The 23,270-nt window shown below is 64.2% G+C and carries 21 protein-coding genes; 12 read left to right on the top strand and 9 right to left on the bottom strand.

Translation table 11 applies throughout. The features are described 5' to 3' along the window. Window positions 1-195: 195 nt before the first annotated feature. From AC13FW_RS05160 to AC13FW_RS05145, 4 genes are all read left to right on the top strand, one after another. Window positions 196-2,412, top strand: a complete 2,217-nt coding sequence (locus AC13FW_RS05160) for a TonB-dependent siderophore receptor (protein ID WP_482988414.1) — start codon at window positions 196-198, stop codon at window positions 2,410-2,412. 130 nt (window positions 2,413-2,542) lie between these two features. After that, entirely contained in the window at window positions 2,543-2,830 is a 288-nt protein-coding gene (locus AC13FW_RS05155; protein WP_482988413.1) for a hypothetical protein, read from the top strand. Continuing rightward, window positions 2,827-3,129 carry a hypothetical protein gene (locus tag AC13FW_RS05150; protein WP_482988412.1) on the top strand — a complete coding sequence of 101 codons (303 nt, stop codon included), beginning with the start codon at window positions 2,827-2,829 and terminating at the stop codon, window positions 3,127-3,129. Before AC13FW_RS05155 ends, AC13FW_RS05150 begins: the two co-directional genes overlap by 4 nt. 10 nt (window positions 3,130-3,139) lie before the next feature. Then, window positions 3,140-4,750, top strand: a complete 1,611-nt coding sequence (locus AC13FW_RS05145; RefSeq protein WP_482988411.1) for a PepSY-associated TM helix domain-containing protein — start codon at window positions 3,140-3,142, stop codon at window positions 4,748-4,750. 148 nt (window positions 4,751-4,898) lie between these two features. Here AC13FW_RS05145 and AC13FW_RS05140 read toward each other — a convergent pair whose 3' ends face one another. Further along, the gene (locus tag AC13FW_RS05140) at window positions 4,899-5,171 is read right to left on the bottom strand and encodes a metal/formaldehyde-sensitive transcriptional repressor (protein WP_296250379.1); all 273 of its coding nucleotides are present in this window, start codon (window positions 5,169-5,171) and stop codon (window positions 4,899-4,901) included. 62 nt (window positions 5,172-5,233) lie between these two features. Between AC13FW_RS05140 and dmeF the strand changes: the two genes are divergently transcribed. Continuing rightward, window positions 5,234-6,187: a CDF family Co(II)/Ni(II) efflux transporter DmeF gene (dmeF, locus tag AC13FW_RS05135; protein WP_482988410.1), complete on the top strand. Its 954-nt coding sequence runs from the start codon at window positions 5,234-5,236 to the stop codon at window positions 6,185-6,187. Window positions 6,188-6,394: 207 nt separating this feature from the next. Here dmeF and AC13FW_RS05130 read toward each other — a convergent pair whose 3' ends face one another. Beyond that, on the bottom strand, window positions 6,395-7,030 hold the full coding sequence (locus AC13FW_RS05130) for a response regulator transcription factor (RefSeq protein WP_482988409.1): 636 nt from the start codon (window positions 7,028-7,030) through the stop codon (window positions 6,395-6,397). After that, window positions 7,027-8,133, bottom strand: a complete 1,107-nt coding sequence (locus AC13FW_RS05125) for a sensor histidine kinase (protein ID WP_482988408.1) — start codon at window positions 8,131-8,133, stop codon at window positions 7,027-7,029. Before AC13FW_RS05125 ends, AC13FW_RS05130 begins: the two co-directional genes overlap by 4 nt. Window positions 8,134-8,299: 166 nt before the next feature. Between AC13FW_RS05125 and AC13FW_RS05120 the strand changes: the two genes are divergently transcribed. Continuing rightward, complete coding sequence (locus tag AC13FW_RS05120) at window positions 8,300-9,007, top strand: DUF2306 domain-containing protein (RefSeq protein WP_482986993.1); 708 nt, start codon at window positions 8,300-8,302, stop codon at window positions 9,005-9,007. 111 nt (window positions 9,008-9,118) lie between these two features. Here AC13FW_RS05120 and phhA read toward each other — a convergent pair whose 3' ends face one another. Next, window positions 9,119-10,009, bottom strand: a complete 891-nt coding sequence (gene phhA / locus AC13FW_RS05115; RefSeq protein WP_482988407.1) for a phenylalanine 4-monooxygenase — start codon at window positions 10,007-10,009, stop codon at window positions 9,119-9,121. A gap of 132 nt (window positions 10,010-10,141) precedes the next feature. Here phhA and AC13FW_RS05110 point away from each other — a divergent pair, with 132 nt between their 5' ends. After that, the gene (locus AC13FW_RS05110) at window positions 10,142-10,624 is read left to right on the top strand and encodes an Lrp/AsnC family transcriptional regulator (RefSeq protein ID WP_282271903.1); all 483 of its coding nucleotides are present in this window, start codon (window positions 10,142-10,144) and stop codon (window positions 10,622-10,624) included. A gap of 143 nt (window positions 10,625-10,767) precedes the next feature. Here AC13FW_RS05110 and AC13FW_RS05105 read toward each other — a convergent pair whose 3' ends face one another. Next, window positions 10,768-11,835: a patatin-like phospholipase family protein gene (locus AC13FW_RS05105; protein WP_482988406.1), complete on the bottom strand. Its 1,068-nt coding sequence runs from the start codon at window positions 11,833-11,835 to the stop codon at window positions 10,768-10,770. A gap of 231 nt (window positions 11,836-12,066) precedes the next feature. Here AC13FW_RS05105 and AC13FW_RS05100 point away from each other — a divergent pair, with 231 nt between their 5' ends. Beyond that, on the top strand, window positions 12,067-12,942 hold the full coding sequence (locus AC13FW_RS05100) for an HNH endonuclease (protein ID WP_482988405.1): 876 nt from the start codon (window positions 12,067-12,069) through the stop codon (window positions 12,940-12,942). A 110-nt stretch (window positions 12,943-13,052) separates the two neighbouring features. Here AC13FW_RS05100 and AC13FW_RS05095 read toward each other — a convergent pair whose 3' ends face one another. Then, entirely contained in the window at window positions 13,053-14,066 is a 1,014-nt protein-coding gene (locus AC13FW_RS05095; RefSeq protein ID WP_296250363.1) for a TIGR00266 family protein, read from the bottom strand. A gap of 173 nt (window positions 14,067-14,239) precedes the next feature. Here AC13FW_RS05095 and AC13FW_RS05090 point away from each other — a divergent pair, with 173 nt between their 5' ends. Beyond that, on the top strand, window positions 14,240-16,567 hold the full coding sequence (locus AC13FW_RS05090) for a TonB-dependent receptor (RefSeq protein WP_482988404.1): 2,328 nt from the start codon (window positions 14,240-14,242) through the stop codon (window positions 16,565-16,567). A 304-nt stretch (window positions 16,568-16,871) separates the two neighbouring features. Here AC13FW_RS05090 and AC13FW_RS05085 read toward each other — a convergent pair whose 3' ends face one another. The 3 genes from AC13FW_RS05085 to AC13FW_RS05075 form a co-directional block, all read right to left on the bottom strand. Further along, window positions 16,872-18,023 (bottom strand): glycoside hydrolase family 18 protein, encoded by a 1,152-nt coding sequence (locus tag AC13FW_RS05085; RefSeq protein ID WP_482988403.1) that lies wholly within the window; start codon window positions 18,021-18,023, stop codon window positions 16,872-16,874. A 300-nt stretch (window positions 18,024-18,323) separates the two neighbouring features. Next, window positions 18,324-19,163 (bottom strand): acid phosphatase, encoded by an 840-nt coding sequence (locus AC13FW_RS05080; protein WP_482988402.1) that lies wholly within the window; start codon window positions 19,161-19,163, stop codon window positions 18,324-18,326. A 340-nt stretch (window positions 19,164-19,503) separates the two neighbouring features. Next, window positions 19,504-20,328: an ABC transporter ATP-binding protein gene (locus tag AC13FW_RS05075; RefSeq protein ID WP_482988401.1), complete on the bottom strand. Its 825-nt coding sequence runs from the start codon at window positions 20,326-20,328 to the stop codon at window positions 19,504-19,506. A 126-nt stretch (window positions 20,329-20,454) separates the two neighbouring features. Between AC13FW_RS05075 and AC13FW_RS05070 the strand changes: the two genes are divergently transcribed. The 3 genes from AC13FW_RS05070 to mutM all read left to right on the top strand — a co-directional run bounded on the left by AC13FW_RS05070 (window position 20,455) and on the right by mutM (window position 23,108). Further along, the gene (locus AC13FW_RS05070) at window positions 20,455-21,657 is read left to right on the top strand and encodes a DesA family fatty acid desaturase (RefSeq protein WP_482988400.1); all 1,203 of its coding nucleotides are present in this window, start codon (window positions 20,455-20,457) and stop codon (window positions 21,655-21,657) included. Next, the gene (locus AC13FW_RS05065; RefSeq protein ID WP_482988399.1) at window positions 21,654-21,983 is read left to right on the top strand and encodes an EF-hand domain-containing protein; all 330 of its coding nucleotides are present in this window, start codon (window positions 21,654-21,656) and stop codon (window positions 21,981-21,983) included. Before AC13FW_RS05070 ends, AC13FW_RS05065 begins: the two co-directional genes overlap by 4 nt. 312 nt (window positions 21,984-22,295) lie before the next feature. Next, the gene (mutM, locus tag AC13FW_RS05060; RefSeq protein WP_296250349.1) at window positions 22,296-23,108 is read left to right on the top strand and encodes a bifunctional DNA-formamidopyrimidine glycosylase/DNA-(apurinic or apyrimidinic site) lyase; all 813 of its coding nucleotides are present in this window, start codon (window positions 22,296-22,298) and stop codon (window positions 23,106-23,108) included. Window positions 23,109-23,270: the final 162 nt, after the last annotated feature.

Below are 23,270 nucleotides of genomic sequence, written 5' to 3'. Positions count from 1 at the left end.
AAAATTGGCCATTTTACATGCTGGCGCAAAGCGCGCCTTGGGCCGGGTATTCAGGCCTCGGCGGGCGGCACCAGCGCGGCTGGCAGAACAGGCAGTGCCAGCAATGTTGTTGAGAATGGTTATTATTTACTATAATCAGCACATCAGCCGCTGCCCGGGCAGTCAGCCAATACTTCTGTCTGTGCAGGTTGATCCGTGTCCCTCCCCCGTATTTCTGCCGGTCTCCGTCCGGCCTTGCTGTCCCTTGCCGTCGTCTCGGCCCTGTTCCCGCTTGCCGCCATCGCCGCCGAAGCCGAAGCGGCTGCCGACGCGCAGACCCTGGATACGGTGCGGGTCAACGCCTACCGCACCACCGGCCACACCTCCGGCGCGACCAAGACCGATACCGCCATCGCTGAAACTGCGCAGTCGGTGTCGGTGATCGCGCGTGAGGAGCTGGACGCGCGTGGCGTGCAGAACCTCAACGAAGCAATGCGCTACGTGGCCGGCGTGTCGCTGGAAAGCAGCGGCATCGACAACCGTGTCGATGACTTCCGCATCCGCGGCTTCGACGCTGGCAGCTGGGCCAACAACGTCACCATCGACGGCATGCGCGCGCCGCAGGGCAGCCAGTGGAACCGAAGCATGGTCGACAGCTGGAACCTGGATCGCGTGGAAGTGCTCAAGGGCCCGTCCGCGGTGATGTACGGGCAGGTGGCTCCGGGCGGCATGGTCAACCAGGTCAGCAAGACGCCGGTGCCCGACCAGCAGCAGGTGCTGCGCCTGGGCATCGACGGCAATGGGCAGTACAGCAGTGCTTTTGACGTCGGCACCGGTAGCGACGACAACCGTCACCTGCTGCGCCTGGTCGGCCTGTACCGTGATGGCCAGACCCAGATCGACCGCACCGAGCAGCAGCACTGGTTCCTGGCACCCAGCTACACCTTCCAGATCGCCGAGCGCACGCGCCTGACCCTGCTCGGTCTGTACCAGAAGGACGACGGCGGCTCGACCTACCAGTTCCTGCCGATGGCCGGTACGCTGCGCCCCACCGCGTATGGCTACATGAAGAACACCACCTTCATCGGCGAGCCCAACTGGAACACCTTCGATCGCACCATCTGGACCGCCGGTTACCTGTTCGAGCACAGCTTCAACAACAACTGGACCCTGAGCCAGAGCGCGCGCCATACCGATGTCGAATCGGTGTTCCGCACCGTGGTGACCAATGGCGGCCTCAATGCTGATGGTCGTACCCAGAAGCGCCGTGCGACCTGGGGTGAAGGCGACTCCAAGGGCGAGACCGTCGATACCCGTTTGACCGGCAAGTTCAGCACAGGCATCGCCGAGCACACCGTGCTGGTGGGCGTGGATTGGCAGAAGGCCGACTGGACCGGTGCACGTGGTGGGATGGTCAATCCGGCCGATATCGACATCTTCAATCCGGTCTACACCAACTACGTGCCGGTCACCACCAGCATCAACTACACCGGCGGCATCAACCGCCAGACCGGTGCCTACCTGCAGGACCAGATCGCTATCGACAAGTGGCGGCTGACCTTTGGTGGACGCCATGACTGGAGCAAGGATGACACTTGGAGCCAAGGCTATACCGTGGCGAGCAATACCTACGCTGCCAAAGTTCCGACCCGGGTGAAAGACAAGGCATTCACCGGCAATGCCGGCGTTTTGTATGTAGCCGATAACGGCCTGACCCCGTACCTGAGCTATGCCGAGTCGTTCCAGCCGGCTGCCACCAACATCAACATGAGTTACACACAGACGCCGTTCGACCCGGTGACGGGCAAGCAGTGGGAGGCGGGCATCAAGTATCAGCCGGCCAGCTTTGACGGCCTGCTGACGCTTTCAGCCTACGATCTGCGCCAGCAGAACATCGTCACCAATGATCCGGACCCGGCGCACCAGGACAAGTGCGGCAACAAGGGAGACAGCGCATGCCAGGTGCAGGACGGCGAAGGCCGCGTGCGTGGCGCCGAGCTGGAAGGGCGCATCACCCCGCTGGAAGGCTTCAGCGTGATTGGTGCGGCCAGCTGGATGGACTCGGAAGTCACCCGCAGCAACAATGGCTATACCGGCAAGCAGCTGGCGATGGTGCCGGACTGGACGGCGGCGTTGTGGGCCGACTACACCTTCCTCGCCGGTGGCCTGGAAGGCCTGAGTCTGGCAGCCGGTGTGCGTTACAACGGCCGCAGCTACGGCGACAGCGCCAACCTCTACCTGATCCCGTCCTACACCCTGTGGGATGCGGCGATCCGTTATGACGCCGGTCAGCATGGCGCGGTCGGCACGCAGTTCGCGATCAACCTGAGCAACCTCACCGACAAGCGCTTCGTCTCCACCTGCGGCGGCGTGTCGTCCTGCTACTACGGCACCGGCCGTACCGTCACCGCCACCGCACGTTTCAGTTGGTGATCGGCGCGGCGCCTGCGCGTTCGTGCAGGTGCCGCCAGCGCATGTCCAGCGAAGAGCCAGATCCGATGAAAAAACCCTATCGCATGCGCGCCCGGCACCGGCGCGCGACCACGCATGGCAGGCAGGCCGCATGAACCTGTGGCTGGGCATCGCCGGCACCTTGGCCGGCACCATTGGCGGGCTGCTGTTGTATGTCGCTTCGCCACAGCAACAGCTGCGCGCTGCCGGGCCCTGGCCGACGCGGCGTGCATGGTGGCCGGGCACGCTGCTGGTGCTGCTGTCACTGGTGGCGCTGTGGCCGCTGCTGGCGCCACTGGAAGCGATCGCGAGCTGGTCAGTGTTGCTGATGTTGGTGTGGTCGCTCGCCCCGTTTCTCGGTGCGTGGCGTGCACGCGTGCGTGCGGGGCGGTCGGCATGAGCGCGGTGAAACCGCGGCTGGAAAGCCGCCACTGGTTCGGCAAGACCTGCGCTGGCGTGGTGCTGGGTTTTGGCCTGGCCCTGGCACTGTCCGGCCTGTTCGCGTGGCTGGGCCCGGACGGCATCAATGCCGGCGGCGGCAAGAACCAGTTCAACATGTGGCTGATGGCACCGATCTGGGCGACGGTGCTGTCCTTCGTCTACCTGTTCCGCGACAGTCTGCGTGCCTGGCAGTGGTTGGGTACGGCCAATGCGCTGGCCTTCGCCGCGCTGTGGCTGGTGCGTGGAGTGATGTCATGAAGGCGATCGCATGAAGATCCGCAGCGACATCATCAAGGTCTACAAGGACGTGCATATCTGGATCGGCATCGTCAGCGGGCTGATGCTGTTCATCGCTTTCTATGCCGGCTCGGTCACCATGTTCGAGAAGCCGCTGGAGCGCTGGGCGACGCCGCCTTCCGCGCTGTCGCCGGCACCGTCACTGCAACAGGCCGACGCGCTGGTGGCCGCGGTGCTTGCCGAACACCCCAAGGCCGCATCGCGCTACTTCGTGTCGGTGCGTCCGCACGCCGATCAACCGGCGCGGGTGTACTGGCAGGAGCGTGCACCCGGCCAGGGCCGTCGCCAGTTCACCGAGTATGGCGCCAGCTTCGCCGCCGACGGCAGCCTGCAGGTGGCGCAGACGCGCAAGGCACCGGTGGCGCAGTTGGTGGATACGCTGCACCAGCTGGTCGGCCTGCCATTCCCGGACAAGATCGCACGGCCGATCATGGGCGCAGTGGCGATGGCGTATGCGGTTGCCCTGGTATCGGGCCTGATCGTGCTGCTGATCACCTTGAGCAAGGACGTGTTCGCGCTGCGCATCGGCAAGAACATCAAGCGTATGTGGCTGGATGCACACAACGCCTTGGGGCTGTTCAGCCTGCCGTTCCACATCGTCATCGCGCTGACCAGCGTGGTGTTCGCTTTCCATGACCAGTTCTACGATGCCCAGGGGGCGGTGGTGTATCCGCAGGGCATCGAGTGGAGCGAGGAGCACGCCGAAGCGCCCGGAGGGGCAGCAGTGTTGCCGGCCGCTGAGTTGCTGCGCCGGGTAGAGCAGCAGTTGCCCGGCTTCGAGGTGCAGAGCTTCGGCTTCCAGAACAAGGACGGCCATGTTGAAGCAACGGTGACCGGACTGGATATCCGCCATGGCACGCGTGCGCGGGTGTATGCCAGCACCCATCTGGATCCGTATAGCGGTGAGGTGGATGCGCATGACCTGCCTGGCCACATGGATGGCTGGAACGGCGCGGTCAATGCGTTCTTCGCGCTGCATTTCGGCAGCTTCGGTGGCAACCCGGTGCGTTGGTTGTACCTGCTGATGGGCCTGGCCGGCGCTGCCCTGTTCTACACCGGCAACCTGCTGTGGGTGGAATCGCGGCGACGCAAGCGCAAGGGTGCGGAGACGCCGGTGCAGAAGCGTTCGGCCTGGGTGTTGGCCTGCCTGACGGTTGGCGTCTCGCTGGGTTGCGTGGCCGGCATATCGGCCAGCATCGCTGCCACCAAATGGCTGCCGTCGCTGGTCACCGATCTGAAGGCCTGGCACACGGGCATCTACTACGCGGTATTCGTCGCCGCCATCGCCTGGGCGTTCCTGCGCGGTGCGCCGCGTGCTGCGGTGGAACTGCTGCGCTTGAGTGCGCTGTGTACGTTGGCGATTCCGCTGTCGAGCATTGCTGGTGCCTTTGGAATAGGCGGAAGCTGGTACCACGCCGGCAGCTGGCCGATCGACCTGACCGCACTGCTGTCAGTGCCGGTGATGCTGTACATCGCCAGACGAACGCGGATGCGCCTGCAGCAAGGCCATACCGACAGCGTCTGGTCAAAAGGTAGTGCCGAGCCATGCTCGGCAGAGGCCGTGCCGGCAAACCAGCTGTAGGAGCGGCGTCAGCCGCGAAGCTGGCAATGCTGCAATCACCGAGGTGTTGGCAATCTGATGGTTCGTCAGCTTCGCGGCTGACGCCGCTCCCACAAGCGCTGATGGCTTGCGGGTGACGCCCTTGCCGAGCATGGCTCGGCACTACCGGTCATTTTGCGTGGCGCTTCATCAGCTCCAGCAGCACCTCGGCTTCCTGCGCGCGCTTGGCCGGGTCCTTTTCGGCGACGACATGGTCGCTGAGGTGGCCGGCCATCACTTCCAGCATCAGCCCGTGCATGGCGCCTTTGGCGGCGGCGATCTGCACCAGCACGCCGTCGCAGTCGTCGCCGTTCTCCAGTGCCTGTTCCAGGGCCGCTACCTGGCCGGCGATGCGCCGCACCCGGGTCAGTAGTTTCTTCTTGTCGCGTTGGATATGAGCCATGGCTGGCATCATATACCCCTTGGGGGTATAGAATCACGCCGTCCTTCTCCCAACCCACTGCCATGCAACTCGACGCGCTCGCCCAATCCCGCCGCCACAGCCATGCCTTCAGCGAAGGCAATCCGATGGCGGAGAAGAACACCCGGTGCGCGATGGTGCTGACCATTGTGATGATGGTGATCGAGATCGTCGGCGGCTGGTGGTTCAACTCGATGGCGGTGCTGGCCGATGGCTGGCATATGAGCTCGCATGCGCTGGCGCTCGGTTTGGCGGCGTTTGCCTATGCCTGCGCACGGCGCTACCGCGATGATCCACGTTTTGCCTTCGGGACCTGGAAGATCGAGATTCTGGCGGGGTTCACCAGCGCGATCCTGTTGCTGGGGGTTGCCGCGATCATGGCCTTCGAGTCCATCCTGCGCGTGTTCAAACCCAGTCCCATCCACTACCAGCAGGCCATTGCGATCGCGGTGGTCGGCTTGGCGGTGAACCTGCTGTGTGCATGGTGGCTGCGCGATCAACACCATCATCATGGTCACGATCATGGGCATGACCACCACGCGCATGGCGGCCACCATCATCATCACCATGATCTGAACCAGCGCTCGGCCTACCTGCATGTGCTGGCCGATGCGGCGACCTCGGTGCTGGCGATCATCGCCCTGCTCGGTGGCCTGTACTTCGGCGCCTCCTGGCTGGACCCGCTGATGGGCATCGTTGGCGCGGTACTGGTGTCGGTCTGGGCCTGGGGTCTGATCAGGCAGACCGGCGGCGTGCTGCTGGATGCGGAGATGGACGCGCCGGTGGTGGCCGAGATCCGCGAGGCGGTGGAGCAGGGCGAGGTGCCTGCCCGGATCAGTGACCTGCATGTCTGGCAGGTTGGCCGTGGCCGCTATGCCTGTGCGATGGAAGTGGTGACCGAAACCGCGGTGGCGCCGGAAGTGTTCCATCGCGCCTTGGCGATCCACGAGGAGATCGTGCACGTGACAGTTGAGGTGCGCAGCGCAGCCGCGCCGTAGTGCCGAGCCGTGCTCGGCAGGGGCTCTACCTGTGCACCGGTTGTAGGAGCGGCGTCAGCCGCGAAGCTAACAACGCTGGAACAACCGACATTTCCGCAATCTGGAGGTCCACCGGCTTCGCGGCTTACGCCGCTCCCACAATGGCGGACAGGTTAACGGCAAAGCCCTGCCGAGCATGGCTCGGCACTACGGCTTCGTTCGATAGCGCTAGATCACCCGCAGGGTGATGGCTTTCAACACTGCGCGGGTGCGGTCGCGGGTGTCGAGCTTGTCGAGGATGGTCGACACGTAGTTCTTCACCGTGCCTTCGGCCAGGAACAGGCTGCCGGCGATCTCGCGGTTGCTGTAGCCGCCGGCCATCAGCCGCAATACCGCGACTTCCTTCTGGGTGAACAACTCCTTCGGCGCATCGTCGGCGTGGTAGCGATAGCGCTGCCGTACCGCATCGGTACTTACCGGCTGCAACAAGGTCTGCCCGGCGATGGCGCGGCCGATGGCGTCGTGCAGGTCTTCCGGGGCTGCATCCTTCAGCAGGAAACCCTGCGCACCGGCCTCGGTGGCACGCAACAGCAGATCACTCTCGTCGAAGGTGGTCAGGAACACGCACGGCGTTTGATCGCCGCGCCCGCGCAGGGCCTTCAAGGCCTGGATGCCGTCCATGCCGGGCATGCGGATGTCCGACAGGATCAACTGCACCGGCTGCTGCGCGATCTGTTCGAGCAGGGCGTCGCCGCTGTCGGCTTCGAACACGATGGTGATGCCAAGCTGCTGCAACAGGGCGCGCAGGCCGGCGCGGATCAGGGCCTGGTCGTCGACCAGGGCAATGCGGGGGGAGTCGTTCATGCCGGCAATTCCACACGAATCTGCAGGGCACCGGAAGCCGCACGTTGCAGCTGCAGGCTGCCGCCTTGTTCGTCCACGCGTTCGCGCATGCCGGTCAGGCCATTGCCAGGGCGTGGTTCGCCGCGCAACTGGCCATCGTCTTCCATCGCCAGCAGCAAGCGTCTGTCACGGCGTTGCAGGGTAACCTGCAGTACCTTGGCATCGCTGTGGCGTGCACTGTTGGTCAGCGCCTCCTGCACGCAGCGCAGCAGGGTTTCGGCCTTGGCGGTATCGCTGACCTGTACGTCGTCATCCAACTGCAGCTGCAGGCGTGGGCGTGGCAAGGGTGCGGCCAGTGCGTGCAGGGCGGTATCCATGTCGAGCTGGCCGCTGTCGCGCAGGCAATGCACCACGGCGCGGATATCGCCCAGCAGCTCGGCGGACAGCTGTTCGCACAGGGCCAGCTCAGGCGCTGCGTCCGTGCGGCCGGCAAGCGCGCGCAGGTGCAACCTCAGCGCCGTGAGCTTGTGCCCGGCCACATCGTGCAGTTCACGCGACAGCCGCAGCCGCTCCATGTCGCGCGATCTCTCGGCGAGCAGGGCGCGGGTGGCCAGCAGGTCGGCGTTGACCAGTGCCAGTCGGTCGCGCGCCTGTTCGGCGCTGCTTGCGTAGTGCGTGGTGAGCATGGCGAAAGCCTGGAAGCCGGCGAAGATCAGCACCACCGCGGCCGGGTGACTGTGCACCTCGCGCAACACCAGGTACATGCCCAGGTTGACCAGCAGCATCATCACCAGTGTGATACGCAGTGGCCAGCTCATCGCCACCTGCGCGGCCAGCATCACCAGCAGGGCGGGCGCCACACCGCTGCTGGCGGCCAGGCGGATCACCGCCAGCGCCGCCACTGCCTCGACCAGCAGCGCCACGCTGCGTTGCGCCGAGGGACGCTCGTAGCTGGCAGCAAACAGAAAGGCGACCAGGAACAGCAAAGCGCTGCCCCAGCGCAGGGCGAGTTGCTCGGCGGAGCCATAGGGCAGGGTGGCCGCTACCGCCAGCCAGGTCAGCAGGCCGGCGAGGTTGAGCGGGTGCAGCAGCCTGTGCCAGCGCGAACGGGGAGTGATTTCCATACACGCATGCTGGTGGGCGCAGGCCGCAGCGGCAAGGGGGGCGGAGCAGAAAGTGACTTCCGGCAGGGTCGATCAATGACTGCCGCGACTGCCGTGCGTGCGCCCGAAAACGCACGCTGTGCATAGGCCATCGCATTCGCCGGCCACCACCGAAGAGATCGCTGTCATGCCCGGATATTCCCTGATCGTTGCGCTGCATGTGCTGGCCGGCGTGGTCGCCCTGGTTGGCTTCTGGTCGGCGGCGTTCATGAAGAAAGGCTCGCCCCGGCATCGTTTGCTGGGCAAGGTGTATCTGGTGGCGATGGCGGTGATCGTGGTTACCGCGCTGCCGATCACCGTCCAGTTCGCCTTCTTCCGCCAGCAGCCGTTGTCGGCCTTGTTCCTGGCCTACCTGATGGCGATCACCGGCAACGCGACGTGGCTGGCCTGGCGTGCGGTCACCGACAAGCGCGATTGGAAGCAGCTGGTGTCACGGCCGGGCTGGCATCTGGCGCTGTGGCCGATGGTGATCCTGGCCCTGGTGGTGGTGGGCACCGGCATCCAGCATCGCCAGCCCCTGTTCCTGGGCTTCTCGTCGATTGGCCTGTGGGTGGGCTGGCGCATGCTGAAGTTCGCCCGCCGTGGCCCGTCGCGTCCGGACTGGGCGTTCCGCCAGCACTACCAGTCGATCCTGGGTGCGGGCATCGCTACCCATGTGGCCTTCCTCGGCATCGGCATGCGGCCGGTATGGCAGTGGCTGCACAGCCATACCACGGTGCCGGCATTGCTGATCGAGCTGTTCCCGTGGGCGGCACCGTTGCTGGTGGCGGTATTGGTTGGCGTCTACCTGGACCGCAAGTACGGCGGTCGGCGGGTGGCCAAGGCGGCGCAGTGAGCTGCATGATTCTGTGAGCCCCGGGTGCGCTTTGCTTACCCGGGCTACGTGGGACGCAGACGAAGAAGCCGCCCTTGGGCGGCTTCTTCCGTTGCAGCGATCTGTGTTGGCTCAGACGTCGCCGCCGTCAGCCCAGCCTTCGCCGCTGCCGCGCTGGAACACCGTGTCACCTTCCTGCACGTCACCGGCAGGCAGATGTTCGGCGTTGGCCAGGCGTGCGTAGATCGGGGTGAAGTCCGGTTCGGTCGCGGCCATCAGCTGTTCGAAGCCGTCGATGACGAAGTAGCTCTTCTGGAAGGTGTCGATGCGGTAGCGGGTGCGCATGATCCGCTCCAGGTCGAAGCCAATCCGGTTCGGCGCGGCCGACTCCAGCGAGTACAGCGACTCGCCCTTGGAGGAGACGATGCCAGCGCCGTAGATGCGCAGGCCCTCGGCGGTGTTGATCAGGCCGAACTCCACCGTGTACCAGTACAGGCGGGTCAGGTTCTGCAGCGCGTCCGGGCCGATCGCATGCGCCTTGACGCCACCTCGGCCGTAGGCGGCCATGTAGTCGGCGAACACCGGGTTCATCAGCAGCGGCACGTGGCCGAACAGGTCGTGGAACAGGTCGGGTTCGGCGATGTAGTCGATCTGGTCCGGGCGGCGGATCCACCAGGTCACCGGGAAGCGGCGGTTGGCCAGGTGATCGAAGAAATCGAGTTCCGGCAGCAGGCCTTCCACCCCGACCAGGGTCCAGCCGGTGGCCGCGCCCAGCACTTCATTGAGCTGGTCGAAGCGCGGAATCATGTGCTCGCTCATGCCCATTTCGTCCTGGGCGTCGAGGAACTCCTGGCAGGCACGGCCAACCAGCAGCTCGCGCTGGCGCTGGTACAAGGTGCTCCAGGTGGCATGGTCGTCGGCGCTGTAGCCGTCCCAGGGCTGCTCCACCACGGCGGTGGTATAGACCGGCACGTAACCCTTGTCGGTCTGTTGGTGTTCGACGCGGCGCGGGTTGGCTTCCATGGCGGCAGCTCCTGAAGGGAATAGATAACCGCATGGTAGGAAGCCTGCCGCGCAACAGGTGTGCGTAATTGCGCTGTCAGTTGGTTATGACGCAATATTGTTGCGTCCATTCAATGGTGCGGAGCAACAAAGATGGCGTCGGTGAATCTTGATCGCACGGATCTGCGGCTTCTGGTCGAAATCCAGCAGCATGGCCGCGCCACCAACGCTGAGCTTGCGGCGCGGGTGAATCTTTCGCCGTCGGCCTGCCTGCGGCGGGTGCAGCGGCTGGAAGCGGAAGGCGTGATCGCCGGTTATGGCGCACGGCTGGAGCCACGCGCGATCGGGCTGGGCCTGCAGGCCTTCGTGCGCGTGCAGTTGTCCAAGCACGGCCAGGCGGCGATCGATCACTTCGTGCAGGCGGTGCAGCTATGGGATGAAGTAGTGGCCTGCCATGCGCTGACCGGCGACATGGACTATCTGCTGCAGGTCTACGTGCGCGACCTGGACCATTTCTCGGAATTCCTGCTCGACAAGCTGCTCAACGCAGCCGGTGTGGCCGACGTCAATTCCAGCTTCGTGCTGCGCACGGTGAAGGAGTTCCGTGCCCTGCCCCTGTCGCAATTGGGGCGGTAAGGAAGTTCCTTCTCCCTGCGGGATAAGGTGCCCCGCAGGGGCGGATGAGGGTAAGGGGCGAAGCCAATGGAACACCCTGCAGCAACTCGCTTCAACCGTACCCTCACCCCAACCCCTCTCCCATTGGAGAGGGGCTTCAAACCTCAGCGCGCTGGGGCGCTGCAGTTCTTCTCGATGCCACGCAGTTTTTCGATGCGGCTGCGGCTGTCCTGGCAGCGCTGGTGCGCTTCGGCCTGTACGGCGGCGGCGCGTGCATCGGCATTGCGCGCGCTGGCAGCACGCGCCTGCTGCAGGCGGGCAATGCCCGCACGGATCTGCGGCATTGCGGCCATCGCGGCCTTCTCGCCTTCGAGGATGGCGCGGCCACGCTGCTCGAAATCGGCTGCGCCGATGTCCAGCACCGCCGGGCGGATCACCACGTCGGCGCGCGCCAGTTCCTGCTCACCCAGGCGCTGGCCCATGATGGTGATGGACTGGCCCACCGCACCCAGCAGGCCGGTCGGGCGCTGGCCGGTGGCGCGGCTGGAAATATCCACTGCGATAACGAATTCGGCACCCAGCTGCTTGGCCGCATCCACCGGCACCGGGCTGACCACGCCGCCGTCAACATAACTCTTGCCACCGATGATCACCGGCTCGAACACGCCGGGGATGGAGCTGGACGCCCGCACCGCCTGGCCGACATTGCCGCGCACGAATACCGCGCGTTCGCCGGTTTCCAGCTGCGTGGCGACTGCGGCGAATGGCTTCTGCAGCTGCTCGGCGCGCTTGTTGCCGACCTGCGCGTTGACGTAGTCCTGCAGCTTCTGGCCTTGCACCAGGCCACCGGAGAACAGGCGGATATCGCGGATGCTGGCTTCATCCAGTGCGACGGCTTTCTGCTGCATCTGGAAGGCGTTCATGCCGCTGGCATACAGGGCACCGACCACGCTGCCGGCGCTGGTGCCGGACACCACCACCGGCTCGAAGCCATTGGCCTCCAGCATCTTGATCACGCCGATATGGGCAAACCCCTTGGCCGCGCCACCGCCCAGTGCCACGCCGATCTTGACCGGCCTTACCGGCGTGGTCGGCTGCACCGCTGCCGGCGGGGTGGGCTTGGTGTTCTCACCGCCGCAGGCTGCCAGCAGGCCAAACAGGGAAAGGGACAGCAGCAGACGGACGTTGCGCGCTTTCATGATGAACAGGGGTGTTGGAAAGGGCGCCAGCATAGCTCCAAATCGTTCAATGGGAAGTAACAGGCCAGGTTGTGGCATGGGCACGTCAAGTGCTTGGAGAGCATCAGCAGACCTTCTCTGCTTTGAATCGCAGGGTCAACTTCTTGCGCTGTGCGCCGATAACGCAAAGCAGTTGTGTCAATTTGGATGGTTTATCCAGGCGCATGGGCCTGGGTGGGGCCTGCAATCATGCAGGTCCGGTGAGTTCAATCTTGGAGCGAATGAATGGATGCAGGTGCGGTTGAACAGGTTGTCTTCGATAAAGGTCGTCTGGGTTCGTTCCATATTGCAGAGCGCAATGGCGTTGATTCCATCCTCGGGATGATTCGTACTGTGTTTCCGCGGCATGACGTTTGGGCAGGTACTTTGCGTGGTCCCACTCAATGCGTGATTTTTGGTACTTATCGAGCAGGCCGAAACAAGCCGGTATTCGCGTTCTATGGGCCGAAATCATCCGGCGCAAACGTTACCTTTGGCTTGCGCTTCGAGGACAAAAAACTGCGAGCAGCGCTGGAAGGTGAGAGGTATAGCTACCACCAGCGATTCGAGCTTGGGCGTGTTGTGGAAGATCGGGATGAGTTGCAGAAGTATTTGCAATGGTCCGCAACAAAGCTTGAGCTGGCACAGCGGATGGAGGGAGCCGGCCTAGTCGAAATCGACCAGGCTGCTTCCGACGATATCCTGCGTATTGCGGCGTCGAATAATCTTGAACCAACAGTCCGCAAGCAGATGGTCGATGCGAGAATAGGTCAAGGAAAGTTCCGGGATCAGGTTCTCACCAGATGGGGTGGATGTTGTGCTGTTACCGGATCTGGGGTTCTGCAGGCGCTGCGGGCGTCCCATATCGTTGCCTGGAACAAGGCGAACGACGAGGAAAAACTCGACCCGGAGAACGGTCTTCCTTTGGTGGCGACATTGGACGCACTGTTCGATCGCGGTCTTGTTTCGTTCGCTGAAGACGGAACGATGCTGATCGCCGACGAATTGGAGGGCAAGTACGAACAGCTTGGGATCCGACCGGGGATGAGGCTGCTGCGTACCCCAAGTGAAAAGCAGAAGAGCTACCTGGGTATGCATAGGCACAGTGCTGGCTTGGCTTAATTGAACGTAGCCAATTGGGAGCTGCAATGCGGCATGACATCCACGTGCCGGCACCGTAAGTATCGACATACGGTCCACACGTGGATGTCATATCACGCAAGCGATTCAGCTCAGAACTTGTTGTCACCATCCAGCAAGCGACCCAGCCCACCCAGCACCGAGCCCTCACCGCGGCTCTGGCCACCGCCCTGCGGTGCGGCGGCAAACATGCGGCCGGCCAGGCGGGAGAACGGCAGTGACTGCAGCCACACCTTGCCGGGGCCGGTCAGGGTCGCCAGGAACACGCCTTCGCCACCGAAGAACATGCTCTTCAGGCCAGCGACACGGCGCACATCCATGTCCACGCCAGCGTGGTAGGCGACCACGCAGCCGGTATCCACATCGATGCGTTCGCCTGCAGCCAGCTCGCGTTCCACCACGCAGCCACCGGCGTGCACGAATACCCAGCCGTCGCCTTCGAGCTTCTGCATGATGAAACCCTCGCCGCCGAACAGGCCGGTCATCACCTTGCGCTGGAAGTGCACGCCAACCTGCACGCCGCGCGCGCCGGCCAGGAAGCTGTCCTTCTGGCAGATCAGCTTGCCGCCGTGCTGGTCCAGCTTCATGGGGATGACGGTGCCGGGATAGGGCGCGGCGAAGGCGACCTTGGCCTTGCCGTTGCCGGTGTGGGTGAACACGGTGGCGAACAGGCTCTCGCCGGTGATCACGCGCTTGCCGGCCGACATCAGCTTGTCCATGAAGCCGCCGCCCTGGCCCTCGTGGCGGCCGTCACCGAACACGGTGTCCATCTGTACCGTGGAATCCTTGAACATCAGTGCGCCGGCCTCGGCAATCGCGCTTTCGCCCGGGTCCAGTTCGATTTCCACGAACTGCATCTCATGCCCGATGATGCGGAAGTCGATATCGTCGGCACGGTTGCCCCTGCCACCCACCGGCGGCGGGGTCGGCGGCGGGCCGGCCTGGCCGCCGAAGTCGGCGATCTCGGTCACCGCCTGCCAGCCCTGCATGCCCTCGCGCCAGGCCAGTGCCTGGCGGCTGCCCTGGGCAAAGCGACGCGCGGCCTCGTCGTCCAAGGGGCCGACGCGGTCGGCCTGGCCGGGAATATGGAAATACCACTGGGTCATGACAACGTGCCTGGGCGGGAAGGAAGCCCCCAGTCTATGCGGCGGAAGGGGCGGTTACCCCTGACAGGCGTCATGCCGCTGAATACCTGAACGATTGCGATACGAATGTTGTACTGCAACAATTCCATGCTAGGCGCAGTTCCCCATTCCTCCTCAACAGGCCCTTCTCCGCCATGTCCCCGACCCGTACCGTCCGCCGCCGCCTGCCGGCAGCGCATCCGCTGTTTGTCGCCGTTCTCGCCGTACTGCCACTCACCGCTGCCGCGCAGGATGCGACCCCGGCCCAGAAGGAAGCCGCCACGCTGGATGCGGTGAAGGTCACCGCCGCACGCAAGGTGGAAAACATCCAGGACGTGCCGGTGTCGATCAGCACCGTCAGCGGCGAGAAGCTCGACGCGCTGGCTTCCGGCGGTACCGACGTGCGTTACCTGTCCGGCCGCGTGCCCAGCCTGAACATCGAATCCTCGTTCGGCCGTGCCTTCCCGCGCTTCTACATCCGCGGCTACGGCAACACCGACTTCCGTCTCAACACCTCGCAGCCGGTCTCGCTGGTGTATGACGACATCGTGCAGGAAAACCCGATCCTCAAGGGCTTCCCGATCTTCGACGTGGAGCAGGTGGAAGTGCTGCGCGGCCCGCAGGGTTCGCTGTTCGGCCGCAACACGCCGGCTGGCGTGGTCAAGTTCGACTCGGTGCGTCCGTCGCAGGAGTTCGAGGGCTACGGCAAGGTCGGCTACGGCAGTGACAACCTGTGGAACGTGGAAGCCGCCGTCGGTGGCGCGCTGAGCGCGCGCTGGTCGGCACGCGTGTCGGCCCTGTACCAGCGCCGCGACGACTGGGTGAAGAACACCGGCACCGGCCCGAACGACGGCCTGGAAGGCTATGACGAATCGGCCGTGCGTGCGCAGTTCCTGTACGAAGGCGACAATTTCGAAGCACTGTTGGGCGCACACAAGCGTCACCTCAACGGTACCGCGCGCCTGTTCCGCGGCAACATCTTCAAGAAGGGCAGCAACGACTTCGTGCCCGGCTTCGACGAGAACAAGGTCTCGATCGATGGTTTGAACCACTCCGAGCTCGACAGCAGCGGTGCCAATGCACGCCTGAGCTGGGACCTTGGCAACTACAAGCTGTCCTCGATCACCGGTTACGAGACCGTCGATACCTTCAGCGTCGGCGACATCGACGGCACCTCCGGCCCGTACTTCACCGAAGACGTGCCGTTCGCCTCGGAAACCGCCGATGGCATCCCCAGCCACTCGCAGTGGACCCAGGAGCTGCGTCTTGAATCGCAGAACGAAGGCCCGCTGAACTGGCAGGCCGGCGTGTTCTATTTCAAGGAAGACTACGACGTCGACAGCGTCAGCTACGACAGCACCAACGGCAGCAAGCAGGACGGCTTCCAGCGCATCAACCAGACCAATGATGCCTGGGCGGTGTTCGGCGGCCTGAACTTCCAGGCGACCGACAAGCTGGAACTGCGCGCCGGCGTGCGTTACACCGTCGACAAGAAGGACTTGAAGGTCAAGGATTACTGGAACACTGGCTTCTCGCCGTGCATTGCACCGACCCAGACCACGCCCCCGGGTATCGCCAAGTGCGACCTCGCCGGTCTGCTTGCCGCGCAGCAGGACGCCTACGCCAAGGGTGATGCTGTTGATCCCTACCTGTCGGCCTCGACCAAGGACAAGAAGTTCAACTGGGACTTCTCGGCTACCTACGCGGTCAATGACACGGTCAACGTCTACGGCCGCGTCGCCACCGGCTTCCGTGGCAGCTCGATCCAGTCCGCTGGCGCTTTCAACAACAAGACTGTGGCCGATCCTGAGACCGTGCTGTCCTTCGAAGCCGGCGTGAAGGCGGACTTCTGGGACAACCGTGCGCGCTTGAACGCCAGCGTCTACCACTACCGGGTCAAGGATCAGCAGCTGACCGCCGTGGGTGGTGTTGATGGCAATGCCAACATCCTGCTCAATGCCGACAAGAGCGTAGGCAAGGGCTTCGAGCTGGACCTGCAGGCCTACCTGACCGACAACCTGCTGGTCACCCTTGGCAGCGGTTACAACCATACCGAGATCAAGGATTCGGACCTGGACGTGGCGCCGTGCTTCTCCTGCACCGTGACCGACCCGGTCATCAACGGCAAGGCGCGGATCAACGGAAACTCGCTGCCGCAGGCACCGGAGTGGACCCACAACATGACCGCACGCTGGTCGCTGCCGCTGGCCGATGGCACCCAGCTGTACGTGTTCACCGACTGGGCGTACCGCAGCGAAGTGAATTTCTTCCTGTATGAGTCCAAGGAATTCACCGGCAAGTCGCTGCTGGAAGGCGGTATGCGCGTGGGTTACCAGTGGAATGACGGTGACTACGACGTGGCGCTGTACGGCCGCAACATCACCAACCAGATCCGCGCCACCGGCGGCATCGACTTCAACAACCTCACCGGCTTCATCAACGAGCCGCGTCTGTGGGGCGTGGAGTTCAAGACCCGCTTCTAAGCTCAGGTTTGTGTGATGCAACGAAGAAGGCGCGGAGCAATCCGCGCCTTCTGCATTCCTGTAGTGCCGAGCCATGCTCGGCAAGAGGCGTTACCGATAGCCACGCCAAACATCGTGTGGGAGCGGCGCTGGGTGGCCTAGGGCCATAAGCCGCGAAGCCGATAGCCGACCAGACTGCGGTAGTGCCTGCGATTCAAGCAATGCAGGCTTCGCGGCTTATGGCCCTAGGCCACCCAGCGCCGCTCCCACAAAAGGGTGGCAGTAAATCCTCTGCCAAGCATGGCTCGGCACTACGGTTGGGGCGTTACCGGTGAAGCTCCTGCCGAGCATGGCTCGGCACTACCGGGTCAGCGCGCAACGCCTCATGCAACACATCAAGCAACTGCTCGTTGTCATCACCGCGCTGCTCCCAATACATCACGCCGCCAAGGCCCTGCTGCTTCACGTAGTTGGCTTTGATCAGCAGCGACTGCGGATCGTCGTAACTGATCATGCGTCGCTCGCTGGCGTTCCATAGCCACGGCACCTGCGCCTCGTCATCCCAATGACGTTGCCACCCCGGCGCATTGAGGCGGGTATGGACGATGTCACGCCAGGTGATGAAGCCGCCTTCCTTGGTGAACTTCTGGAAGCGGCCGTTGTTGTCCGTGCCGACATCACCAAACGTGCGGCCGTAGAACGGCACGCCGACGTTGATCTTCCCGGCAGGCACGCCGGCATCGAGGAAATACTTCACCGCATCCACGGTAGTACGGCCCTGCGGCGTAGCCAGCGAGGAACGCGCAAGCCCGGAATGGTGACCGGTGGTCTTGGTCAGGCTGCCATAGAAGTCGTAGGTCATCAGGTTGATCCAATCCAACGACTCGGCGATGCGCGGCAGCTCCAGCCCTTCGGCGGCGCGGCCTTCGGCAGCGGCGATGGTCAGCAGGTAATGACGCTTGCCGTTGCCTTCGCGGTCCAGGCGCGCGCGCAGTTCTTCCAGCAGCACGGTGAAGTTGTGGCGATCATCCGGGCTGTGGCTGATGTCGGCATCACCGAGCGTGGGGTATTCCCAGTCGATGTCCAGGCCGTCGAGTTTGAACTGGTGCATCAACGCGACGCTGCTGTCGATGAAACGTGCGCGTGCCGGTGCAGTGGCGGCGGCCTCGGAGAAGTTGCCGGCACCCCAGCCACCAATCGACAACACGATCTGCAATGACGGGTTGTCCGCGCGCTTGGCGACCACGGCGTGCAGGCGTGCCGGATCGACGTTCTCGGGCAGGTAGACGCTGCCGTCGAGGCGAACCACGGCGAAGGCGAAGTTCACCACATCGAGTTTCTGCGCGGACAATTGCAACGGCTCGGGGCTGTCCATCACATAGCCGATCAGACGCGGCGTCTGTGCTTGTACGGCGAAGGGCAGCAATGCGGCGAGCAACAGCGCATGCAGGCGTGGACTGCGAAGGAGTACAGGCATGAGAGGTCCCGTAATGAGAGGACCCCGGACTGTAACCTTGGACGCACAGCGCAGTGGCAGGCAGTGACGTCGGAAACCATCTCGGCCACTGTAGAGCCGAGCCATGCTCGGCTGGGGCGTTACCGATAGCCTGCCGAAGCTCCTGTAGGAGCGGCGTCAGCCGCGAAGCTGATGGTCAGCCAGATTGCCGATATGCCTGCGATTGAAGCAATGCCAGCTTCGCGGCTGACGCCGCTCCTACAAAAGCGGATTGCCAGGACCGCGATGCCGAGCATGGCTCGGCACTACAGGTAGGACTGCTCAGCGCGCTTCGGGGATGTCCGAGGTCAGCGCTGCGGTTTCTGCGGCGCAATCGCGTGGCAGCGGCAGATTGAGCGTGCGTGCATGGGCAAGCTCTTCGCGTGCCTTGGCCAGATCGGCGACAAACGCCGGGTTGTCGTGCAAGCGCGCGACCGTGGCCGCGCCCATGAACTGGCCCTGTTGCACATCGCTATACCAATGCACGTTGCAGACCAGACGGCTGTGGCCGTAGTTGCGGCCGCGTTCGATCAAGGCGGTGGCATGGTCGGGATCGATTTCCGACAGGATCAGGCCCCAGGCCCAGCCGATCGACGTGTGGCCGGACGGGTAGGAACCACTCTTGCGCAGGCCTTCCTCATCGTCGGGCGTACAGGTCGGCGCGTTGTTGACCATGAACGGGCGCGGCCGCTGGTAGTGCGTCTTTGCTGCCTTGGTGGCGGCGCTGGCGTCGATGCGGCTGCGTTCCAGCAGGCGGTACAGCACCGGCGTGGTCTTGGCGGTGACCGCCACGCCCAGCGCGCAGCTGAACTGGTCGGCGCCGGCCGGGAAGCTCAGGTCGGCGTCCGTATGTGCCTGCGCGAAGCGCGCGCTGCCCTGCATGCTCAGGGCTTGGCTGGCGACGGCGTCATCCAGCTGTGCCGATGCCGAGCCGGGCGCCGGTGGTGCCGGGCTCAGGGCGAGGCTGTCGGGGATGGCGGTGCCGGTCAGATAGCCGGTGGCCTTGCTGCTGGAGTCGCCGCCCGAAGTGGAGGACAGGGTAGGGGTGCTGGAACAGGCGCTGAGCACGGCGGCCAGCGCGAGGGCTGCGCCAACGCGCAGCGGGGAAGCAGGAAGTGACATTGCGACGACAAGGGGATTACGGGAGCGGACGGGCATCATCGCACCAACGGCTTGGCCGTGCTCTCTCCCTTGCGCGTAGCGCGGGGGAGGGCTGGGGAGGGGGCTCTTCGCATGAGCTTCAGCAACCAGCACAAGCAACGGCCAAAGCCACCCCCTCCCAGCCTCCCCCTTGGCTGCGCCAAAGGGGAGGGGCCAGAGCTCCCTCCCTTGCGCAACGCGCAGGGGGTGAAGAAGGCCTGCTTGCGCGCCATTGGCGCGCGGCCTGATGAACGACCGAAGGCTATGCCTCGGGCCGGGAGGGTTTGGGAGGGGTGCTTTTGCCTTTCAAGCAATCGCCAACTTACAAACTGCCCACCCAGGCCGACATCCGCCCATCATCCTCGCGCACCTCGATCGGGCCGCCGAACACTTCCGACAGCGGCCCCGAGCGCAGCAGCTCAGCACGACTGTCATCAGCAAAGATCCGACCACCCTTCATCAGCACCACCCGGTTGATCTCCGGGATCACCTCCTCGATGTGGTGGGTGACCAGCACCAGGGTGATGCCCTGCTGGGCAAGGTTGCGCATGCTGTCGACCAGATGCTGGCGCGAGATCAGGTCCAGGCCGGTGGACGGCTCGTCCAGCAGCAAGGCCTTGGGCTGGTTGACCAGCGCTCTGGCGATCAGCACGCGGCGGGTTTCGCCGGCAGACAGCTCGGCATAGCTGCGGCCGAGCAAGGGCAGGGCACGCGCCAGTTCCAACGCATGCCGCGCGCGTTGGCGCATGGCATCGGTGACATCGCGGTGCGCAGGCACCACAAAGCTGGCAAAGAAGCCGGCGATCACCGCTTCCTCGACGGTCAGCCCGGGCATGCTGGACAGGTTGCTGGACAAATCGCCGGTGACGATGCCCAGTTGCGCGCGCAGTCGGTCCACCTGCCAGCGGGTCTGGCCCATCACCTTGACCGGCACGTGGCCGTCGGCGCGCGCCAAGGGATAAAGCTCGCGGGTGATCAGCTTGATGAATGAGGACTTGCCGCAGCCGTTCGGCCCGAGGATGGCGGTGTGCTGGCCCTGCTCGATGCGCAGGTTCAGTTCGTGCAGCACGCGGACCTGGCCGCGGATGACGCAGGCATGGTCCAGTTCGATCAGGGGTGCCGCTTCGGCGGCAGGTGCAATGGACATTCAGGAGTAGGTGGCAGCTGAGGATTCGACCAACGGACCTGCCGCCGGTGGATGAAGTTTGCGCCGACAGCCCCCATGATGTGTAGCAGTTGTTTCATCTGGCACCGACTGCCTGGAGTATTCGTGATGTCCGACGCCCTGCTCGTTTTCCTTACCGGTGGCATCGTCGGCCTGGGCTGGTGGGGCATGCTGGCGGTGCTGCTGGTGTTCACCCAGCTCACCATCTTCGCGGTCACCTTGTACCTGCACCGCAGCCAGGCCCATCGCGGCGTCGATTTCCACCCGCTGGTGTCGCACTTCTTCCGCTTCTGGGTGTGGCTGACCACCTCGATGATCACCCGCGAGTGGGTGGCCATCCATCGCAAGCACCACGCCAAGGTCGAGACCGAGGACGACCCGCACAGCCCGGTCACCAAGGGCATCCGCACCGTGTTCTGGCGTGGCGTGGAGTTGTACCGCGAGGCGCGCACGCTGCGGGGTGACATTGAACAATACGGGCGCGGTGCGCCGGAAGACTGGATCGAGCGCAGGCTCTATACCCCGCATGCCAATCTCGGCCCGATCCTGCTGTTCGTGCTCAACACCGTGTTGTTCGGCCTGTCCGGCATCGCCTTGTGGGCGATCCAGATGGCGTGGATTCCGTTCTGGGCCGCCGGCGTGGTCAATGGCCTTGGCCATTGGTGGGGGTATCGCAATTTCGAATCGGCCGACACATCGACCAACCTCACCCCGTGGGCGTTCTGGATCGGCGGCGAAGAACTGCATAACAACCATCACGCCTTCCCCAGCTCGGCGCGCTTCTCGATGCGGCGCTGGGAGTTCGACATCGGTTGGCAGGTGATCCGCCTGCTGCAGTTCCTGCGCCTGGCCAAGGTGCTGCGGGTGGCACCGACGATGGACATCCGTCCGAACATCGCCGTGCCCGATGCCGATACCTTGAAGGCATTGTTGTCGCATCGCTTCCAGGCGATGACCGATTACCAGCGCAATGTATTCGCACCGGCTTTGAAGGAAGAGGCTGCAGCAGCAGGTGCCAAGTTGCGCAAGCTGTTGCCGCGGCGCATGCGCAAGGGCCTGGTCAATGATGGTCGCTGGCTCAAACCCGATTGCCGCGCGCAGTTGCAGAGCTGGGTGCAGCAGCGCCCACGCATCCAGCTGTTGGTCGAGCACCGCGCGCGCCTGTCGGCGTTGTTGGAAGCTCGCAGCCATGACGCCGCCGAGCGCCTGCGCCAACTGCAGCAGTGGTGCCAGGACGCCGAGGCCAGCGGCAGCGCGGCATTGCAGGCGTATGCGGCGCGCCTGAAAGGCTATTCGCTCAACGCTGCATGAAGACCATTGCCCTCCTTTTCCTGCTTGGTGCTTCCTTGCCTGCGATCGCCCAGGTACAGGACACCAATGCCTACCTGCAGCGCATGGACAGCGATGGTGATGGCCGGGTCAGCCCGGATGAGTACCTGCAGTGGATGCTGTACGCCTTCGACAAGATGGACCGCAATGGCGATGGCGTCCTGCAGCCGGATGAGCAGCCGGGCGGACGCGGCAAGCCGATCAGCCGCGAGGAACAGCGGCAGGTGATCCTGGCCCGCTTCGCCCGCCAGGATGCCAACGGCGACGGCTACCTCAGTGCCCGCGAGCTGATGGCACCACCACGCTGAGCCACGGGACATTGAATGTGGGAGCGGCGTAAGCCGCGAAGCCAAACATCCAACCGAAGCCGATAGCGCATTGCAATCGATACCGGCCCGCTGTTCACCACCATCAGCTTCACGGCTCACGCCGTTCCCACAAATCATCCACGAAGGCTCCAGGATGTGCGCTTGTAGGAGCGGTGTAAGCCGCGAAGCCACTAATCCAGCCGCAGCCGGTAGCGCTTTGCAGTTGATACCGCCGCGCCATTCGCCATCATCAGTTTCACGGCTCACGCCGTTCCCACAAGAACAATCAGATACCTACGCTTTGAGGCCCGCATGCCAGAACTACCCGAAGTAGAAACCACCCGACGCGGCCTGGAACCACATCTGGTAGACCGCCGCATCCACGGTGTGATCCTGCGCCGGCCGGACCTGCGTTGGCCGATTCCCGCCGAGATCGAACAGCAGCTGCCGGGCAAGCGCATCGAGGCCATCCGTCGCCGTGCCAAATACCTGCTGCTGGATACTGAAGCGGGAAGTGCGGTGTTGCACCTGGGCATGTCCGGCAGCCTGCGCGTCTTGCCCGGTGACACCCCGGTGCGTGCGCACGACCATGTGGATATCAGCCTGGAAGACGGTCGCCTGCTGCGCTTCAACGATCCGCGTCGGTTTGGTTGCCTGTTGTGGCAGCCTGCAGGTGAAACGCATGAGCTGCTGGCTGGACTTGGTCCGGAACCGCTGGAGGATGCGTTCGACGGCGATTATCTGTTCCAGCGCAGCCGTGGCCGCAAGGCGCCGATCAAGACCTTCCTGATGGACCAGGGCATTGTCGTCGGCGTCGGCAATATCTATGCGGCGGAAAGCCTGTTCATGGCAGGCATCAATCCCCTACGCGAGGCCGGCAAGGTATCGCGGGCGCGCTACCAGCGGCTTGCCGATGCGGTGAAGGAAATCCTGGGGCATGCGATCACCCGGGGGGGCACGACCCTGCGTGACTTCATCAGTCCCGATGGCGCGCCGGGTTACTTCGAGCAGGAGCTGCTGGTGTACGGGCGCGAAGGCGAGAACTGCAAACAATGTGGGCGCGCGCTGCGCTATGCCAGCATTGGCCAGCGCGCAACGGTGTGGTGCGGGAACTGCCAGCGCTGAGGGCCGAACGCCTGTAGTGCAGAGCCATGCTCGGCAGAAGCTCTACCGGCAGAGTCCCACCTGTAGTGCCGAGCCATGCTCGGCAGCGGCTTTACCGGCAGAGCCTCACCTGTAGTGCCGAGCCATGCTCGGCAGCGGCATTACCGGTAAAGCTTCAGCCGA

Source organism: Stenotrophomonas sp. 21LCFQ19 (assembly GCF_056861425.1).
Note: the sequence above shows the minus strand (reverse complement) of the source record. Positions and strands in the feature narration are given on the sequence as shown.

Coding starts and splice junctions, on each gene's coding strand:
- AC13FW_RS05100 (WP_482988405.1), top strand. CDS start 12,067: ATGGATGCAGGTGCGGTTGAACAGGTTGTCTTCGATAAAGGTCGTCTG.
- AC13FW_RS05105 (WP_482988406.1), bottom strand. CDS start 11,835: ATGCTGGCGCCCTTTCCAACACCCCTGTTCATCATGAAAGCGCGCAAC.
- AC13FW_RS05145 (WP_482988411.1), top strand. CDS start 3,140: ATGAAGATCCGCAGCGACATCATCAAGGTCTACAAGGACGTGCATATC.
- AC13FW_RS05085 (WP_482988403.1), bottom strand. CDS start 18,023: ATGCCTGTACTCCTTCGCAGTCCACGCCTGCATGCGCTGTTGCTCGCC.
- dmeF (WP_482988410.1), top strand. CDS start 5,234: ATGCAACTCGACGCGCTCGCCCAATCCCGCCGCCACAGCCATGCCTTC.
- mutM (WP_296250349.1), top strand. CDS start 22,296: ATGCCAGAACTACCCGAAGTAGAAACCACCCGACGCGGCCTGGAACCA.
- phhA (WP_482988407.1), bottom strand. CDS start 10,009: ATGGAAGCCAACCCGCGCCGCGTCGAACACCAACAGACCGACAAGGGT.
- AC13FW_RS05110 (WP_282271903.1), top strand. CDS start 10,142: ATGGCGTCGGTGAATCTTGATCGCACGGATCTGCGGCTTCTGGTCGAA.
- AC13FW_RS05090 (WP_482988404.1), top strand. CDS start 14,240: ATGTCCCCGACCCGTACCGTCCGCCGCCGCCTGCCGGCAGCGCATCCG.
- AC13FW_RS05140 (WP_296250379.1), bottom strand. CDS start 5,171: ATGGCTCATATCCAACGCGACAAGAAGAAACTACTGACCCGGGTGCGG.
- AC13FW_RS05125 (WP_482988408.1), bottom strand. CDS start 8,133: ATGGAAATCACTCCCCGTTCGCGCTGGCACAGGCTGCTGCACCCGCTC.
- AC13FW_RS05120 (WP_482986993.1), top strand. CDS start 8,300: ATGCCCGGATATTCCCTGATCGTTGCGCTGCATGTGCTGGCCGGCGTG.
- AC13FW_RS05080 (WP_482988402.1), bottom strand. CDS start 19,163: ATGTCACTTCCTGCTTCCCCGCTGCGCGTTGGCGCAGCCCTCGCGCTG.
- AC13FW_RS05095 (WP_296250363.1), bottom strand. CDS start 14,066: ATGACCCAGTGGTATTTCCATATTCCCGGCCAGGCCGACCGCGTCGGC.
- AC13FW_RS05075 (WP_482988401.1), bottom strand. CDS start 20,328: ATGTCCATTGCACCTGCCGCCGAAGCGGCACCCCTGATCGAACTGGAC.
- AC13FW_RS05130 (WP_482988409.1), bottom strand. CDS start 7,030: ATGAACGACTCCCCCCGCATTGCCCTGGTCGACGACCAGGCCCTGATC.
- AC13FW_RS05065 (WP_482988399.1), top strand. CDS start 21,654: ATGAAGACCATTGCCCTCCTTTTCCTGCTTGGTGCTTCCTTGCCTGCG.
- AC13FW_RS05070 (WP_482988400.1), top strand. CDS start 20,455: ATGTCCGACGCCCTGCTCGTTTTCCTTACCGGTGGCATCGTCGGCCTG.
- AC13FW_RS05150 (WP_482988412.1), top strand. CDS start 2,827: ATGAGCGCGGTGAAACCGCGGCTGGAAAGCCGCCACTGGTTCGGCAAG.
- AC13FW_RS05155 (WP_482988413.1), top strand. CDS start 2,543: ATGAACCTGTGGCTGGGCATCGCCGGCACCTTGGCCGGCACCATTGGC.